At 38.4% G+C, this 15,991-nt stretch carries 18 protein-coding genes; 10 read left to right on the forward strand and 8 right to left on the reverse strand.

Annotated features, from left to right (window positions below):
* A partial coding sequence (locus tag ACM40_RS19965) for a DUF2723 domain-containing protein (protein WP_048504562.1) occupies positions 1–3,084 on the forward strand: 3,084 nt, incomplete at its 5' end.
* An 83-nt stretch (positions 3,085–3,167) separates the two neighbouring features.
* Here the strand turns inward: ACM40_RS19965 and ACM40_RS19970 are convergent.
* Positions 3,168–3,545 carry a VOC family protein gene (locus tag ACM40_RS19970; RefSeq protein WP_048504563.1) on the reverse strand — a complete coding sequence of 126 codons (378 nt, stop codon included), beginning with the start codon at positions 3,543–3,545 and terminating at the stop codon, positions 3,168–3,170.
* Positions 3,546–3,689: 144 nt separating this feature from the next.
* Between ACM40_RS19970 and ACM40_RS19975 the strand changes: the two genes are divergently transcribed.
* The 4 genes from ACM40_RS19975 (at position 3,690) to ACM40_RS19990 (ending at position 6,750) form a co-directional block, all read left to right on the forward strand.
* Positions 3,690–4,685, forward strand: a complete 996-nt coding sequence (locus ACM40_RS19975; protein WP_048504564.1) for an MsnO8 family LLM class oxidoreductase — start codon at positions 3,690–3,692, stop codon at positions 4,683–4,685.
* A gap of 12 nt (positions 4,686–4,697) precedes the next feature.
* Positions 4,698–5,060 carry a hypothetical protein gene (locus ACM40_RS19980; protein WP_048504565.1) on the forward strand — a complete coding sequence of 121 codons (363 nt, stop codon included), beginning with the start codon at positions 4,698–4,700 and terminating at the stop codon, positions 5,058–5,060.
* Between the two features lie 105 nt (positions 5,061–5,165).
* Positions 5,166–5,750: a Crp/Fnr family transcriptional regulator gene (locus tag ACM40_RS19985; RefSeq protein WP_228376230.1), complete on the forward strand. Its 585-nt coding sequence runs from the start codon at positions 5,166–5,168 to the stop codon at positions 5,748–5,750.
* 64 nt (positions 5,751–5,814) lie between these two features.
* Complete coding sequence (locus tag ACM40_RS19990; protein WP_048504566.1) at positions 5,815–6,750, forward strand: ketopantoate reductase family protein; 936 nt, start codon at positions 5,815–5,817, stop codon at positions 6,748–6,750.
* Between the two features lie 145 nt (positions 6,751–6,895).
* On the opposite strand, the gene ACM40_RS19995 is transcribed toward ACM40_RS19990, so the two are convergent.
* The 4 genes from ACM40_RS19995 to ACM40_RS20010 form a co-directional block, all read right to left on the reverse strand.
* The gene (locus ACM40_RS19995; protein ID WP_048504567.1) at positions 6,896–7,243 is read right to left on the reverse strand and encodes a 4Fe-4S dicluster domain-containing protein; all 348 of its coding nucleotides are present in this window, start codon (positions 7,241–7,243) and stop codon (positions 6,896–6,898) included.
* 97 nt (positions 7,244–7,340) lie between these two features.
* Positions 7,341–7,895, reverse strand: a complete 555-nt coding sequence (locus tag ACM40_RS20000) for an NADPH-dependent FMN reductase (protein WP_048504568.1) — start codon at positions 7,893–7,895, stop codon at positions 7,341–7,343.
* A 4-nt stretch (positions 7,896–7,899) separates the two neighbouring features.
* The gene (locus tag ACM40_RS20005; protein ID WP_048504569.1) at positions 7,900–8,400 is read right to left on the reverse strand and encodes a DUF2480 family protein; all 501 of its coding nucleotides are present in this window, start codon (positions 8,398–8,400) and stop codon (positions 7,900–7,902) included.
* 24 nt (positions 8,401–8,424) lie between these two features.
* Complete coding sequence (locus ACM40_RS20010; protein WP_048504570.1) at positions 8,425–9,051, reverse strand: superoxide dismutase; 627 nt, start codon at positions 9,049–9,051, stop codon at positions 8,425–8,427.
* A gap of 192 nt (positions 9,052–9,243) precedes the next feature.
* Here ACM40_RS20010 and ACM40_RS20015 point away from each other — a divergent pair, with 192 nt between their 5' ends.
* Positions 9,244–9,864 carry a helix-turn-helix transcriptional regulator gene (locus ACM40_RS20015; RefSeq protein ID WP_048504571.1) on the forward strand — a complete coding sequence of 207 codons (621 nt, stop codon included), beginning with the start codon at positions 9,244–9,246 and terminating at the stop codon, positions 9,862–9,864.
* A 133-nt stretch (positions 9,865–9,997) separates the two neighbouring features.
* Here ACM40_RS20015 and ACM40_RS20020 read toward each other — a convergent pair whose 3' ends face one another.
* Complete coding sequence (locus tag ACM40_RS20020) at positions 9,998–10,384, reverse strand: hypothetical protein (RefSeq protein WP_048504572.1); 387 nt, start codon at positions 10,382–10,384, stop codon at positions 9,998–10,000.
* 47 nt (positions 10,385–10,431) lie between these two features.
* Complete coding sequence (locus tag ACM40_RS20025; RefSeq protein ID WP_048504573.1) at positions 10,432–11,814, reverse strand: MFS transporter; 1,383 nt, start codon at positions 11,812–11,814, stop codon at positions 10,432–10,434.
* A 73-nt stretch (positions 11,815–11,887) separates the two neighbouring features.
* Between ACM40_RS20025 and ACM40_RS20030 the strand changes: the two genes are divergently transcribed.
* The 3 genes from ACM40_RS20030 to ACM40_RS20040 all read left to right on the forward strand — a co-directional run bounded on the left by ACM40_RS20030 (position 11,888) and on the right by ACM40_RS20040 (position 14,114).
* Positions 11,888–12,751 carry a helix-turn-helix domain-containing protein gene (locus tag ACM40_RS20030; RefSeq protein WP_048504574.1) on the forward strand — a complete coding sequence of 288 codons (864 nt, stop codon included), beginning with the start codon at positions 11,888–11,890 and terminating at the stop codon, positions 12,749–12,751.
* 107 nt (positions 12,752–12,858) lie between these two features.
* Entirely contained in the window at positions 12,859–13,353 is a 495-nt protein-coding gene (locus tag ACM40_RS20035; RefSeq protein WP_048504575.1) for a MarR family winged helix-turn-helix transcriptional regulator, read from the forward strand.
* Positions 13,350–14,114, forward strand: a complete 765-nt coding sequence (locus tag ACM40_RS20040) for a hypothetical protein (RefSeq protein WP_048504576.1) — start codon at positions 13,350–13,352, stop codon at positions 14,112–14,114. The genes ACM40_RS20035 and ACM40_RS20040 overlap by 4 nt, the downstream gene beginning before the upstream one ends.
* Positions 14,115–14,121: 7 nt before the next feature.
* Here the strand turns inward: ACM40_RS20040 and ACM40_RS20045 are convergent, their stop codons facing one another.
* A complete protein-coding gene (locus ACM40_RS20045) occupies positions 14,122–14,748 on the reverse strand; it encodes an RNA polymerase sigma factor (RefSeq protein WP_048504577.1) in 627 nt (208 codons plus the stop codon).
* 242 nt (positions 14,749–14,990) lie between these two features.
* On the opposite strand from ACM40_RS20045, the gene ACM40_RS20050 reads away from it, so the two are divergent.
* Positions 14,991–15,938: a FecR family protein gene (locus ACM40_RS20050; RefSeq protein WP_228376231.1), complete on the forward strand. Its 948-nt coding sequence runs from the start codon at positions 14,991–14,993 to the stop codon at positions 15,936–15,938.
* Positions 15,939–15,991 lie beyond the last annotated feature (53 nt).

A 15,991-nucleotide genomic window follows, 5' to 3' on the forward strand; every position in this document is an offset into this window, starting at 1 on the left:
ACCTTTTCGGATAGTTTCTGGTTTTCTGCAGTAGAGGGAGAGGTATATTCCATGGCTTCCATGTTTATTGCTTTACTTGTTTGGTTAATTACCAAATGGGAGAATGAATACCTTGCCAAAGACAGCGAAAGATGGATTATCCTTATTTTCTTTGTATTAGGACTTTCTGTTGGGGTTCATATGATGTGTATGCTTGCAGTTCCGGCGGTATGTTTAGTGTATTATGCAAGAAATTATAAATTTACCTGGAAAAATTTTATCTGGGCGAATGCCATCACACTGGGAATTCTGATCATTGTATTCAAAATCATCTTCCCATTAATCATGACGATGTTCGGAAGATTGGAAATATTCTTTGTCAACGGACTTGGACTTCCTTTCCATTCAGGAACGATTGCTGCATTTATTCTGATGACTTTAATATCCTTTTTAATCATAAAATATAGCAGGAAATCAAAAAGAAATCTTTTCCAGACAATCACTTTATCCGTTGTGTATATGGTTATAGGTTTCTCATGCTGGATGGTTATTCCTATCAGAGCGAATGCCAATCCACCGATGAACCTTAACGATCCCGATACGGCGATTGGTATGCTGGATTACTATAACAGGGAGCAGTACGGTGACTGGCCGACTATTTACGGTCAAAATTACACAGCTTTCCTGGATGCCAACGGAATGGAAAAAAATGAAGACGGAAGTTACAAGACTCAAAAGACAGGTGACATCTACGAAAAAGATGAAAAAACCGGAACTTACAGAAAAACCAGTGACCGTTTCAACTATGTATTCAGTAAATCTCATATCAGTCTGATGCCAAGGATGTTCAATCAGGATAAGGACGTGATGGCCAACTATATTTCCATGTACGGAGCTCCTGATTTTACTTTCAATTATGCCAACGAAGATGTAGCAGATAATCCGCAGGCTAAGCAGATTTTTGACGAACTGAGAGGGAAATATGAAGATAAAAGCATTACAGCAGCAGATTATCTGAAAGTGAAGCCATACAATTTAATCAACGTTCAGAAGCCTTCACTGGCCCAGAATATGGATTATTTCATTACTTTCCAGAACGGATATTACTTTGTAAGGTACCTGATGTGGAACTTCGTGGGAAGACAGAACGACCTTGAAGGAAATATGGAGAATACAAAAGGAAACTGGATCTCCGGAATTTCTTTTATCGATAATGCATTGCTTGGAAACCAGGATAAAATGCCTGCTAAATTCAAAAATGAAAGTACGGTGAAATTCTTCTTTTTACCATTGATTTTAGGATTGATCGGATTCTTTTTCCAGTTGAACAGGGATTTTGGAAGATTCTATGCACTGCTTTCGTTATTTATTCTAACCAGTATAGGAATTGTTTTCTATACCGGTGTAAAACCGTTTGAAGTAAGGGAGAGAGATTATGCAATGGTAGGTTCATTCTATGCATTTGCGATCTGGATTGGGCTTGGAGCAGCGGCTATTTTATGGTTTATCCAGTCAAAAGTAAAATCCAACGGAGTCAATATTGCACTAGGTGTAATTTTATTGGGTGTCCCGTTCATGATGGGCTTTCAGAATTATGTACCGCATGACCGCAGCAAAAAATCAGCGGCACGGGACTACGCCTACTCATTTCTCAAATCACTGTCTAAAGACGATATTATTTTTATTTACGGTGACAACGATACCTTCCCGGTATGGGCTATTCAGGAAACAGAACGGTTCAGGGATGATGTAAAAACAGTAAACTTTACCCTTTTAGCTACACCATGGTATATTGATCAGGTAAAGAGGAAAACATACCAGGCCAACCCAATTCCTTCACAACTGAACCATGAAGATTACAGGGATGGAGTGAATGATCAGATCTACCTGATGAAAAAAGAAGACTGGGAGGGAATTTTCTCCATGCTTAAAGAACAGGGCGCTCCTGATACTCAGTTCGGATCCTTCAGAAAATATTTGACACAGGATTCCATCACTTTAAAAGAGGCAATCAGTTTCCTGAAGTTCAAATCTCCTGAAAAAGATGAGCTTTTAAAAATGTATTTCGGAGAGGAGAAATATGAGCAATATAATATTTTACCTGTAAACCGATTTATCCTCCCTGTTAATAAAGAAAATGCTTTGAAAGCAGGCATCATTACCCAGGCAGACCTTCCGAAGGTGGTGAACCAGATCATGATTACCTATAAAGGAAACACCCTTTATAAAAATAATCTGATGATGATGGATATGCTGGCGAATTTCGACTGGAAACGTCCGGTTAACTTCTCATCAGGAGGAATTTATGACAGCGAAAATATTTTTTATCTTGATGAATATCTGCAGTTCGAGGGCTTCAGCTATAAGCTTGTACCGATTCATTCAGCACCAAGACAGGATGGAGATATAGGAACGGTAGAGGCCAATTCACTTTATCATATCGTGAAAAATTTCAGATGGGGTAATTTTAAAGATCTGGGAATTCATTATGACGAAGCAGCCACCTCAAATATTATAGTCTACAGAATGGCTGTCGGCAGAGCAGCTTCAGCATTGGCATTAAGCGGACAGAAAGCGAAAGCTATTGAATTGCTTGATCTTGCCTCAAAAGAAATTCCTGCTGCAAAATATAATGATCCACGTTCATTAAGCTCTATAGTAACCGGATATATTATGGCAGGCCAGGAGAAAAAAGGACTTCAGCTGGCAGAAATCCTTAAAAAAGAAATCTTTGAAGAATACGACTATTATCTGAGTCTTTCCCCGGAATTCCAGAAACAGTCGGCGAGGCAGATGAGAGTAAAGCCAATGGAATATTCTCTGGTGGTAGGTGCGGTTACAGAAGCCTATAAGAAACTTGGGCAGAATGAAAAAGCGTATGCATACCTTCTAAAATCTATAGAACCGATTGATAAAAAATTCAATGTTTTCATAAAGAACCTTCAGCAGATGGGCAAGGAAAAAGCAATAAAAGAGTCTGAAAACGTACAGAAAATTGCTCCTTTCTATCAATACCTTTTTGATGTGATGGAACCTTATGATTCTACCTATTCAAAAGAGAAAGAAGATCAGATTACCAGGGCATTGATGAAAGCAACCCGCTAGATGAATTTTGAATAAAATAAAGCTTAGATAAAAAAAGTCCGGTATTGTACCGGACTTTTTAATTTCTATATAATGAGCAACAATTAATCAATAGGTTCCCATAACTGGATTTTATTTCCTTCAAGATCCAGAATATGCAGGAATTTTCCGTAATCATAAGTTTCAATAGTATCCAGAATTGTAACATTTTCCTTTTTTAGTTCCTCTGCCAGTGCTTCCAGATTGTCTACCCTGTAATTGATCATAAAATCTTTCGAAGAAGGCTCAAAATACTTCGTGGTTTCCGCAAAAGGAGCCCATTGGGTAAGCCCTTTTTTAGTGGTGTCTTCACTCTCACGCCATTCAAAGCTTGTTCCGTAAGGACTCGTTTCAAGCCCAAGATGCGTTTTATACCAATCATTTATGGCATTGGGATCTTTTGATTTGAAAAGGATGCCGCCGATTCCTGTTACTTTTTTCATGTCTGTTTTTTAAATTGTTAAAATTAATCTGTCCGGGAAGCTGATTCCCGATTTCCCTGATTCCAAATATAATATTAAATGATAAAAGATGAACTGTAAATCTATTTTATCATTATTTTTAGCTTTACAATAAAGTAAGCAGGTATGAAATTAAAATTAGGCATTCTCGATCAGTCTCCCACCATTGAAAGAGGAAGTTCATTGCAGGCATTAAAAAACAGTATTGATCTCGCCCTGTTTGCAGATGAAGCCGGTTTTCACAGTATTGTTTATTCCGAGCACCACGGTGTGGAAGCCTATGGAAGCTCAAGCCCTGAAATTCTTAGTGCCGTTACCCTAAGCAAAACCCAACGGATTAAAGTAGGAACGGGAGGCATTATGATGAAAAATTATTCCGCCTATAAAATTGCAGAATGGGCCAAAATATTAGGCAGCCTTTATCCTGAACGCTTTATTCTGGGCTTGGGAAAAGCGCCGGGAGGTTTGAAAGATGCTGTTTCCGCACTGAATAATCACCGGCCGGTCATTTTATCAAGCCAGGAAACCAAACTTGAAGAAATCATACAATATATTAAAGAAGAAAAAGGAATATATGACGGTCTTATTGCACAACCTGAAAACCTTGATTATCTGCCGGATATTCTTTGGCTGGGCTCCGGAATTCAATCTGCCAAAGAAGCTGCGAGGCATGGAGTAGGCTATTCATATGCAGATTTTATGGGAAGCGGTCCCGGTATGGAAAGTACGGAGACTTATCTGAGTGAGTTTGATAAAAATAAATACGCTCCGGCTCCTTCATTGCAGATAGCTATTGCAGCATCTGTTGCTAACGACCTGAAAACGGCCCGGTATAATGCTTATGGAATGGCGTACCAGTTTTTGCAGGCCCGGCATATTCAGTCACCTCAGGCACTTCTCCCGACCGGAATAATTGAACAAAAAATACTGGGAAGTAAGGATGAGGAGGAATTCTTTAAGATTCTGGATCATATCATTATAGATACACCCGGCACTATTGCTGAACGGCTGAAGGAAAAGTCCGAAGAGTACAATACGGATGAACTTCTGATCCTCTGTAATATGTATAACGAGACCGACCGGCTCAATACTTATAAAAGTATTATATTGGCCAATCAATAATCCGTAAATCTCATGAGCTACACGATTCAGCTATTCAGTATTGAAACAAAAGAAAAAGAACAGTCAGCCGATGATGACAGTTTTTTTGACCTTGAAAAAAATCTTGTTCCATTAACGGAAGATCAGGTGACCCGGTTAAAAGAACGTCTTTTAAAATATAAATATGAGCTGGTCAGAGAAGATGAGTCCGGACTTCATTTCAATCATCCCGATGAGGATTTTGGAAGTGCATTACTTACCGGAAGAGGACTGTATTTTAGGGCAAACCTGAGCGAGAATTCCATTTTTGAAGTGGGAATGACTGCTTCCGAATTTACCGATACAGGCGAATTTGCAAAATATGATCCGCAGAATGAAGGCTGGGAAGAATTTTAATTTCAGGCTTAACAACTTCTCATGCGGGCCTTTTTATAAGCCTTTATTCAAGGGAATTATCGCTGAAATTTTCTAATTTTGGAAGCTGCTTAAACGCGTAGAATTATGATGGACAAATCCTCAATTAATACCTATTTCCACTCTTTATTTGATATCAAAGAAGAAATTGTCGGAAAAATCACAGAAACATTCGGTTATTTCGACCTAAAATCGAATGAAATTTTGCTGAATAAAGATGAGGTAAGTACCAAAACATATTTCCTGGAAAAAGGCTATGTCCGTTCCTTTATCCTGAATGAGGATAATGAAGAAATCACAACCAATATTTATGCAGCACCATGTTTTGTCAATGATTTTCTCTCATTTTTCAGGCAGCAGCCTGCCAAAGAAACTTATCAGACCATTACGGCGTGCACCTTCTGGGAAACAGGTCTTGAAAATGTACAGCATAATTTTCATAATATCCCGGAGTTCAGAGAATTCAGCCGTCTTCTTTTTGTGCTGAATTATTACAGTATTCATGACCGGCTTATAGAGATGGCCAGTCAGAAGGCATCCACGCGGTATTTTAACCTGATGAAAAAGCATCCCGATATTTTCCAGCATGTTCCCCTGAAAATTATTGCTTCTTATCTGGGGATTAAAGACAGTTCCCTGAGCAGGATCAGGAGAGACATCAACAAAATATGATTTCTTTGCATTTGTCAAGTGATACATCGGAATTTGGTACCCATCTTTGTTAAAAAATAAATTTATGACTAAGAAACATATTGCAGTGGTTGGGCTTGGCGGAGTTGGCGGATATTTCGGATTTAAAATAAGCCAGGAAAACGAATCTTCTCAAAAATATAAGGTCACTTTTGTAGCCAGAGGAGAAACTTACCGGAAAGTAAAAGAAAACGGACTGATTCTGATTTCACCTGAGCATCCTGTAAGCCATACCCATCCCGATATGATCGTACAAAGCATCAATGAGGTAAAAGATCCTGATCTTATTCTGATCTGTGTAAAAGAATATGATCTGGAAAACATCTGTGGTCAGCTCCAGGATATTATCAGCAAAGATACCGTACTAGTTCCGATGATGAACGGAGCTGATATATATGAAAGAATAAGAAAGATAATTCCTGATAACATTATTCTGCCTACCTGTCTTTATGTAGCTTCTCATATCAAAGAAAAAGGAGTTGTAGAACATAAAGGAAAAACCGGGAAGATGATTGCAGGAAGGGATCCCGAACATTTTTCTGCTAATGTGGACTGGGTAATGAATATGATTAGGGAAAGTAAAATAGACTTTGAGTTCAAAGATAATTCGTTGATGGACATCTGGACCAAATATATTCTTATCGCCAGTTTCGGACTCGTTACGGCAAAGCATAATTCCTCTATCGGAACGGTCTGTGCAGATGAGCTGCAGAAAGCCGAAGCAACAGGAATTATGAAAGAAATAAAAATGATTGCTGACAAAAAGGGAATTGTATTGGATGAAGATATTATTCAGAAGACTTTTGAAAAAGCATCTGCATTTCCTTTTGAAACGCCAACATCTTTACAGCTTGATGTCAATTCAGGAAAAGGAAATAATGAACTCGATTTATTGGGAGGCGCTGTTTTGAATTTTGGAAAAGAGCTGGGTATAGAAACTCCTTTTACACAGAAAATTTATAATGAGGTAAAAGCAATATAGATTTTGCTAAAACCGGCAGAAAAATTTTATAATAAAGGCGGGTTAAAACCCGCCTCTATTGATTTTTCAAACCAGAAAATTGTAAGTCACACAGATTTTGATCATTCCTTAAGATTGTAATTTGTGATTAGAAATGGTTCTAATTCTAGCTATGCAGGAACTTCTGCCGTCCGAATAAGATTTCCTCTGTTTCACGGTGTTCCGGATCATCCACACAGCAGTCTACCGGACAAACCGCCTTACACTGTGGCTCCTCATGAAAGCCTTTGCATTCCGTACATTTTCCCGGGACAATATAATACACATCATCCGAATAAGCCCGTTGGTAGGCATCTGCATCAGTTTCCGAGCCGTCCGGGAAAACCACTTTTCCGGAAAGTTTGGTCTTATCCCGCCATCGCCAGTCAACAGCTCCTTCATAGATCGCTGAATTAGGACATTCCGGTTCGCAGGCTCCGCAGTTGATGCAATCATCAGTTATTGTAATAGCCATACATATTATAGATTTATAAGTTTAAAAAAAGGAGCTTTTACTGACTGATAAGCCTTAAGCCCCTCTGTCTAAACATAATTTAAATGAAAGAAATGGATTATATTTTGTCTATCTTTTTTGTCGTTGCAATGCTGATCAGTCGGTCAAATTTATCGGAATACAGCGCAGATATTTTAGCCGGGTCTTCCTGATCAAATAATGCGGACCTGATAATAGGCACGCTGAATGGAATAGGCCAGGCCCGCAGGGATTTTGCAATGGCATCCATTGTATTGATTCCCTGCATAGCCTGCAGACCGTCTGCCCAGCATACCAGCCCGACGGTTTTATCTGTAAGATAAGGCTGATAATGATTGGCTGTCACTTCAAGCCAGTCCAGGCAGTTTTTCATGACTCCCGGAATACTTCCATGAAAGAGCGGAGCCATCCAGATATGGATTTCGGCCTCCAGAAATACCTGTGTCATACGTTCTACAGCCAATGGTTTCCGTGTAAGTGACAGATCAAAAAGAGGAATTCCTGAATCCGCTAAGGTGAAAATTTCCGTCTGCAAGCCCGATCTTTCAAGCTTCTCTGCAAAGTATCCGGAAATCCGTCCGGAAGTAGATTCAGGTCTGCTTTCTAAAGAACCGTTGAAGATAATTACTTTCATTTTTCTAAGTTTTAAAAATTACTTTTGGCAAACCTATCTCACCGTACATCAGACTTTTAACCAAAGGTTTAAGAAGTCCGGCTGCTAATAAGTAAAGGGACGGATCATGGTCTGAGCTTGCCCTCACTACCACTTTCTCATTTTTATAAGATCTCAGGTCCGCATACATCAGCCGGCGTTTCCAGAGATCCAGCAGAATCGTTTCGGCATTATTTAAATCTGCATACATAACATAGGGTGATAATTTTTCCATTAATATCATCAATGCCCACGGCGGAATAATAGCATCTGTAGAGCAAATGATCCCCACAGCTTTTTCGTTGTATACAGAAAAATCTACAGCAGCAAGTGATTCCTTAAATTCCTTTTCCTTTACGATCATTCCCATGAAAAGATGGTCTTTAATATCCAGTTCCACAATTTCTACAGATGGTTTATAGTGTAAAAGATCGAAGGCGATGATTCCGGAAGCTTCTGCTTTATTGATTAAAATTTTCTGATCCATAATTTAAACTTGTACCAGATTATTCTATTTGATTTTTGCTAATGCTTCTTCGTATTTTCTTTCTATGACCGACCAATCCAGGATCGACCAGAATGAGTCAAGATAATCGGCTCTTTTATTCTGGTAAGCAAGATAATAGGCGTGTTCCCATACATCAATTCCAAGGATAGGAAATCCTCTGTTGGCAGATTGAATATCCATCATCGGATTATCCTGATTAGGAGTAGAAGCAATAGCCAGTGACCCGCTGAATTTTACAAATAGCCATGCCCATCCCGAACCGAACTGTCCCAGACCTGCTTTTTTCATTTCAGCTTTGAAAGTTTCAAGATTTCCAAAAGTAGAATTAATAGCGTCTGCCAGTTTTCCTTCAGGATTTAATTTAGGTTGTGGAGAAAGGATTTCCCAAAACAAAGAATGGTTAAAATGCCCGCCACCGTTATTTCTCACAGCAGGGCTGTATTCGCTGATTCTCTGAAGTATGGAATCGAGGTCATCTGAGGTTTCATCTGAAGCTTTGAGTGCAGCATTCAGATTGTCCACATAAGCCTGATGGTGACGCTGATGATGAATGGTCATTGTTTCCTTATCTATAAATGGTTCCAGTGCATCGTAAGCATAAGGAAGCTGCGGAAGTGTAAATGTATTCATTACTTTTATTTTTAATTAATGTATTTCAAAGGTAATTATTAATTTTAATAAAACAACTTTTTTGTTGTTTTATTGTTTATTTAGAATTAGCCTTTAATTTGTTGAATATGAGTTTTATAATCTTATAAATTACAGATTATAGAAAATGACTATATTTGTTGTTGGAAAATAAAACAACTTAAATATTGTCAAATGAAGAAGCCGGCAGCAGACCGCATCCTGATGTTCTTAAAAATGAGAGGCGAGGCTACATCCCTTTTGATTTCCCAGGAACTCTCTATAACAAAGGAAGGAGCAAGGAAACATTTACTGAATCTTGCTGAAGCAGGACTCATCAGGTCCGTCACAAAAAGCGAAGGAGTAGGAAGGCCGTCTACTTATTATGCTCTTACTGAAAAAGGACTGTCTCAGTTTCCGGATTCCCATGCTGATGTAACCGTGCAGATCCTCAGGTCTGTAAAAAATCTTTTGGGAGAAAATGCATTGGATCTGCTGATCAACGACAGGGAGAAAAATACTTATGAGCGATATGAAAAAGCTTTGGAAAATACCGAATCTTTAGAGCAGCGCTTAGAGGTACTTGTGAAAGTACGCACTGAAGAAGGGTATATGGCAGAATGGACAAAAGAAGGCAATGATTACTTTCTCATAGAAAATCACTGCCCTATTTGTGCTGCCGCCGCTGAATGCCAGGGATTCTGCCGTGCGGAACTTTCCAATTTCCGGAATCTTATTGGTAAAGACTATCAGGTTGAAAGAATCAATCACATTTTGTCCGGCGGCCAGCGTTGTGTGTATAAAATCAATGCCTGATTTTTTGATAAATGATAAATGATAAAGATAAAAGGGCTTAACATCAAACTCAATAGAAGCGGGCTTCAGCCCGCATACAAAAAACAAAGAATATCCGGCTTTGGCCAAAATTTAAATCCAAAACGCCAAAGGATCAGATCCAATTCTCAATAAGATGAAGCCAGAATGCTTTTTCCTCACGAATCACAAAAACTGCTGATGATTTTCGCTTCGTTACTGTCGTACCGGTAGTCTGGATTTCAATATAGGATGCCAGCCCATGACTTTCCGTTGCTTCAGCCACAATACTTTCAATAGTAATACTTCGATTGGGAAATTGGGCATAGGTTCCCGGAAGCCATTCTGAAAACGCTCCTAATGTGATTGTGTCGCCGTTGCCTGTGATCATTTTAAAATCTTGATCAAAACCGGACAAAAGCTTCTTATAAAGAACATCCTGATCTTTTTCTCCCCGAAACCACGCTTCAATATCCTGGTGGAATTCATTAATTTCTGTAATAATTTTTTCTGTGTTATTCATAGTTTATATATATAATATTGTCATTAAAAGCGGTATAAAATTCATTATTAATAGGATTGATTATCCTTCCGTAGTTTTTTATTGATAAAAATTCCAGCAATCTGGACTGTAGCAATCATTAAAACAGCCAGTGCAAAAGCTTTCGGAAAACCTAAAAAATCTATTGTACTGAAAAATAAAGTTCCAATAAGAGTTCCCCCGGTTACACTGCCAATCTGTATGCTGATACTGATCAGCCCTGAAGCCTGACCTGCTTTCTCTTTGGCTATCAATACAATAGCTTCCCGCATCATTATGGGCATGATAATGCCATGACCCAGTCCCGCTAAAAACAGGCTGATATTTGTTCCTGCTGAGGGTTTTTCCTGAAAACAAATGAATATCGAGGTGAGAGAGAAACCCAAAATCAGCAGCCACAGTCCAATGTAGATGATGGTGTAAACAGGAAATTTTATCCTTGGAACCAGCAGCGGTCCCATAAAGAAAGCAATTCCATAGGGAATAATTGCCAATCCCGTTTCTACAGGATCCCGGCCCAAAAACTGCTGCAGATAATATGGATAGCAGATAAACAGGCCTGATGTGAAATTATAAAAAAAGATAATAAAAAGGGATAAAACAAATGATTGGTTCGACAAAAGGGTAGGATCTATCAATATAGGCTTATTTTCACCTATTGATTTGACTTCATATCTGTAAAATACAACAAGCAGGAGCATTCCCGTAAACAATACGGCAAAGATCCACCAGGCCCAATGGTATTTCCGTCCGAAGATGATGGAGCAGATAAGCATCAGCAAAGAGATGATAAGCAGGAATGCACCGGTAAAATCTATTTTTTGTCCTTTTTCTTCTTTGTTATTATCCATTGTAAAATGTATACCCATAATACAGATTACTGTAACAGGCACATTAACCAGAAATACTATTTCCCATGTAAACCCTGTTCCGTGAAAATTAAGCAGGAAACCACCCAGTAATTGTCCGGCAACAGAGGCCAGCCCGAAAACAGAACTGAAAATACTTACAGCCTTAGCCTGTTCCCCTGTTTTGAATAAAACCCTTATTGAAGCCAGTACCTGTGGTGCCAGGAAAGAAGCGCCAACTCCCTGAAACAGCCGCGAAATAATAAGAAATGTAATATTGGGCGAAAAAGCACAAGCCAGCGAGGAGAACAAAAAGATGTACAATCCCAGCACAAACACTTTTTTTCTTCCGTACAGGTCTCCCAAACGTCCTCCACATACTACGAGAGCAGCATAGGTAAGGCCGTAAATTGCCACAACCATCTGCAGCTGGTGATCACTGGCACCAAAAGCTTTCTGAATAGAAGGGAGTGCCATATTCACAATAAAATAATCCAGGGGTGAAAGAAAAGCTCCTGCAGTCAGATAACCAAGAGCCTGCCAGCGTTTGGGATAAACGTTCATAATTTTTTTGACAAAATTAACCTCTTATTATGCTGTTAAAATTGTATTTTTGGAGGAAAAATAAGTACGTCATATGAAAGTTTTGTCTGTAGAACAAATTAATGTAAAAGAAATAAAGCTTGATAATGAAGATGTTGTTTTCAAAACAAAAGATTTTCTTTCCCTCGTATATGTTCTGAAAGGAGGCGGAACACTGAGGTATGACGAACGGTCTATTACATTCAGGGAAGTTAAGCTGTTTATCATTCCTCAGCATCAGCTTTATCAGTTTAAAGCTGAAAATGCAGAGCTGATTGCTATAGAATGTCCCATTGAATTCATTGACAGGATAAGACTGGAAGCAGATCGTATAGAAAGCTGCGAAAATCTCTATAAACTGCAGTATATCAGTAATAATTACCATGCAAGAGCAGGATGTGTTTTCCGTAATAAGAATGACGAACATTTTGCTGAGGCCCTTATTGTTCAGGTTGCACGGGAATATCAAAATAAAACCGATGATTATCTCATCATAAGAAACTGTATCTCCATCTTGCTGAATCTTATTGCCAGAAACATCATTGAAAGTGAGACTCCCGGCTTGAAAGATAACAGAAAAGCTTTCTCTATTATGAAGATCATCACTTATATTCAGGAGCATATTAAAGAAAAAGAAAAGATCAGAATTCAGGTTATTGCTGATCATTTTGGGATCTCTAAAAATTATTTCGGGGAATACTTTAAACAGCAGACCGGCATTTCTTACCAGGATTATCTGTTGGATTACCGGCTGAAACTGGTTGAAACCTATCTTAGATACAGCAGTGTCCGTCTGAGTGAAATTGCTTACGAACTTCAGTTCAGTGATGAAAGTCATCTGTCCAAACTTTTCAAAAAACACAGAAATATGACTCCTAAAGAATTCAGAAATAAAGCTTTAGGTAAAGCAGAAAAATAAGTTAAACTCTTTCTAAATCTATAATTTAAATAAAATTTTATAAAGATATATATAGTAGACTATATAGTTAACTATATATTTATATATTTGTATCAAATTAAATTTAAATGAATCAGGATTTTATCAAAGAATTAGGATATAAAGCATTGGACAGCAGGTTAAAAAGAATAAGTGACCGGATGTCCCATGATGTAAGAAAGTTTTACAAAGAAATGAAGATTGATGTAGAGCCTAACTGGTATCTTGTTTTTATGCTGCTTCAAAAAAATAAAGAAATGTCTATTGTAGAAATTGCAGAGCCTTTGGGATATTCCCATCCTTCGGTAGTCGCTATAGTAAAAAAAATGGTGGATAAAGATTATCTGGTTATTCAAAAAGATAGTACAGACAAACGCAAACAGATGGTATCACTTACGGAAAAGGCCTTAAAAATGCTTCCGCAGCTGGAGCAGGTCTGGGACAGTTGTGAGAGAGCAATTTTGCAGGTACTTTCCGATGATCTGGCAATTCTGACTTATTTGGACAGTATAGATGCCCGATTGAAAGAGGACTCTTTCCATGATAGATTTAAAAAAGAATACTTAAAAACCAATATTGTATGAGAACACTTATTTTTATTGTTGCTTTTCTTGTCACCGGTTTTACAGTTTCTGCGGCAGAGACTAAAATCATGATCAGGGCAAAAGCAAGAGATGCGAAATTTATCGGAAGTTCTTTGGGAGGTGCCCATATCATTGTCCGAAACAAAATAAACCGACAGATTTTAGCAGAAGGAAATACTACCGGAAGTACCGGAAATACAGATCTGATCATGAAAGGAGCCAAAACAAGAGGTACTCTCATCACCGATCCGCAGACGGCTGGTTTTCTGGCATCAATAGACATCAGTGAACCTACATTTGTAAGTATTGAAATACTCTCTCCGTTCAACAATAAACAGGCCCAGGCCAGCGTAAGTACTGAACTGTGGCTGATTCCGGGAAAACATATTCTGGGCGACGGAATTATTTTAGAAATTCCTGGATTCATCATTGATATTCTGAAACCGAGAACCCATCAGTATATTGCTTTGAATTCCATTAAAGGAAAACCTTTTCCGTTTCAGGCCAATATTGTCATGATGTGCGGATGTGTGATTGATAAAAACGGGGTCTGGAATTCCGATGAAATTGAAGTTAAAGGAATTCTTAAAAAAGACGGCCAATATCTCAAAGATGTTACCCTATCGTTGGTATCTACCAATTTGTTTGAAGGAAGCGACCTTTTAAATACGCCTGGAAATTATGAGCTTACGGTATATGCCTATCATGAAAAATCCGGTAATACAGGAGTCGATAAAGTAAATTATGTAGTTTACGAATAGCTTTTATTTAGTATTTCGTTAAAATTTCCATCAGCATCAGTATGGATACCAGTTTTTTAGAAGACTGGTATTCCGGGTTCAGCTGATCCCTTATTTCCCCTAAAGCTTTGCTTAGTTTATTACTCACCGTTTTATTACTGATTCCCAGGGCTTCTGCAGTTTCGTGTACGGACATATTCCTTCTGATCCGCATATCGTACACACTTTGCTCTGTGGAAGGAAGCTGTGAGACAACTTCATCAATCATTAATAATAAAGTTGAGATTTCATTTTCTTCCAGGATTTCAAAATATTCCGAATCTGACAGATTCATTTCACCGGCAGGATCAAATTCATCAATACTAATGGTAGTCGGTGTGTTTTTTGAGCTGTTGTAATGATCGATAATCCGGTAATGAAGATACCTGAGCAGGTACCCCTTTGCACTTTCGGAATCATCGGTGTGTATGGATGCCGTATCTTCAAGAATCTTGATCCAAAGGTTCTGCAGCAGTTCCTCAGACATTTCCTTGTCCCTTGTCCTCATAAAAACAAAACGGTAAAGACTGTCCCAATACCGCTCATAAAGCAGCATGAATGCAGGACGGTCGCCTGATTTTATTTTTTTCAATAGTGTATAATCTGTAGGCTTCATATCGTTACCGCAAAATTACCTAAAGAAAAATTAACTTTTTGTGAACATTGGGGATCCGAAGATTAATTATTTCTGAAAAATATCCCCAAAATGTGAATCAAATGTTGAGAAAACAATAAAATGGATTAAAATTGTTAACAAGCTGCCTTTAATGTGAATACAATATTAAGAACGGCCTGGGGAAGTTTTTCATTTTCACAGTCTTATAGACAGAAGGATCTGTGAATACCATGAAATACTTTATGAAAAGCCGAAAATATAAGAATACTGCAGCGTTTGTTTTTAAACTCTGGCAGAGGGAAGTTTCCGAAGAACAAATAACAGAAAAGGAAGCTGAAATTTTAAACCAGTGGAGCATCCGGACAGAAAAGGATCTTGATCAGTTCCATATGAAGGAGGCCAAAGAAAGGATCTTATCCGAACTTGAGCTTTATTTTATCAAACCTGTAAAATCAACTCCCGTATATACGTTTAAAAAATACGCTTATACAATGGCTGCTGCAGTTGTACTTCTGTTGTCATTGGGGGGAATTCTTACCTATCATGCTTTTTTTAAACCGGATATTTATACAGCCGGTTCAGCAAACCGTAAAGTTTATCTGGCAGACGGCTCTGTAGTGACCCTGCTGAAAGGAGCGGAGCTCACTGTGGACAAATCATTCCCGGCTTCCACAAGGATTGTGAACCTGGAAGGAGATGCTGTCTTTTCCGTGGCGAAATCAAAAATACACCCATTCATTGTCCGAGCAGATGGCTTCAGTACCAAAGTATTAGGGACTATTTTTAAAGTTTCACAGTCCGGTAAAGATAAATCTGTACAGTTATATGAAGGAAAAGTTGCTGTATCCTATACCGGAGCTCCTGTTTCTTACCTGAAACCCAACCAGAAATGGACCAATTTCGGGATAGTCCATACCGCAGCAGTGCTCTCACTTGCTAAAGAAAATAAATCTGGAAAACAGAATATGGAATTACTGTCATTAAGTTTCAATGATGTTTCCTTTAAAGAAGTGGCGGAAGTGATGCAGGCCAATTATAAAATCAGGATTATTTATCCTAAAGAAACTGCCGGAAAAAAAATCACAGCAGACTTCACAGGAGGCACAGCGGATGAAAATATGGAAGCTCTCGCCTTTATACTTGGACTTGAAGTACACAAAGAAGATCATATCTATACTCTGAAAAAATAAGATCACCCAAGGAATTAACACTAAAAATAAAACTTTTAATCAAAAGAGATTTG

Source organism: Chryseobacterium sp. BLS98 (assembly GCF_001045445.1).
GTDB lineage: Bacteria > Bacteroidota > Bacteroidia > Flavobacteriales > Weeksellaceae > Chryseobacterium.

Coding starts and splice junctions, on each gene's coding strand:
- ACM40_RS19970 (WP_048504563.1), bottom strand. CDS start 3,545: ATGAAAAAAGTAACAGGAATCGGCGGCATCCTTTTCAAATCAAAAGAT.
- ACM40_RS19975 (WP_048504564.1), top strand. CDS start 3,690: ATGAAATTAAAATTAGGCATTCTCGATCAGTCTCCCACCATTGAAAGA.
- ACM40_RS19980 (WP_048504565.1), top strand. CDS start 4,698: ATGAGCTACACGATTCAGCTATTCAGTATTGAAACAAAAGAAAAAGAA.
- ACM40_RS19985 (WP_228376230.1), top strand. CDS start 5,166: ATGATGGACAAATCCTCAATTAATACCTATTTCCACTCTTTATTTGAT.
- ACM40_RS19990 (WP_048504566.1), top strand. CDS start 5,815: ATGACTAAGAAACATATTGCAGTGGTTGGGCTTGGCGGAGTTGGCGGA.
- ACM40_RS19995 (WP_048504567.1), bottom strand. CDS start 7,243: ATGGCTATTACAATAACTGATGATTGCATCAACTGCGGAGCCTGCGAA.
- ACM40_RS20000 (WP_048504568.1), bottom strand. CDS start 7,895: ATGAAAGTAATTATCTTCAACGGTTCTTTAGAAAGCAGACCTGAATCT.
- ACM40_RS20005 (WP_048504569.1), bottom strand. CDS start 8,400: ATGGATCAGAAAATTTTAATCAATAAAGCAGAAGCTTCCGGAATCATC.
- ACM40_RS20010 (WP_048504570.1), bottom strand. CDS start 9,051: ATGAATACATTTACACTTCCGCAGCTTCCTTATGCTTACGATGCACTG.
- ACM40_RS20015 (WP_048504571.1), top strand. CDS start 9,244: ATGAAGAAGCCGGCAGCAGACCGCATCCTGATGTTCTTAAAAATGAGA.
- ACM40_RS20020 (WP_048504572.1), bottom strand. CDS start 10,384: ATGAATAACACAGAAAAAATTATTACAGAAATTAATGAATTCCACCAG.
- ACM40_RS20025 (WP_048504573.1), bottom strand. CDS start 11,814: ATGAACGTTTATCCCAAACGCTGGCAGGCTCTTGGTTATCTGACTGCA.
- ACM40_RS20030 (WP_048504574.1), top strand. CDS start 11,888: ATGAAAGTTTTGTCTGTAGAACAAATTAATGTAAAAGAAATAAAGCTT.
- ACM40_RS20035 (WP_048504575.1), top strand. CDS start 12,859: ATGAATCAGGATTTTATCAAAGAATTAGGATATAAAGCATTGGACAGC.
- ACM40_RS20040 (WP_048504576.1), top strand. CDS start 13,350: ATGAGAACACTTATTTTTATTGTTGCTTTTCTTGTCACCGGTTTTACA.
- ACM40_RS20045 (WP_048504577.1), bottom strand. CDS start 14,748: ATGAAGCCTACAGATTATACACTATTGAAAAAAATAAAATCAGGCGAC.
- ACM40_RS20050 (WP_228376231.1), top strand. CDS start 14,991: ATGAAAAGCCGAAAATATAAGAATACTGCAGCGTTTGTTTTTAAACTC.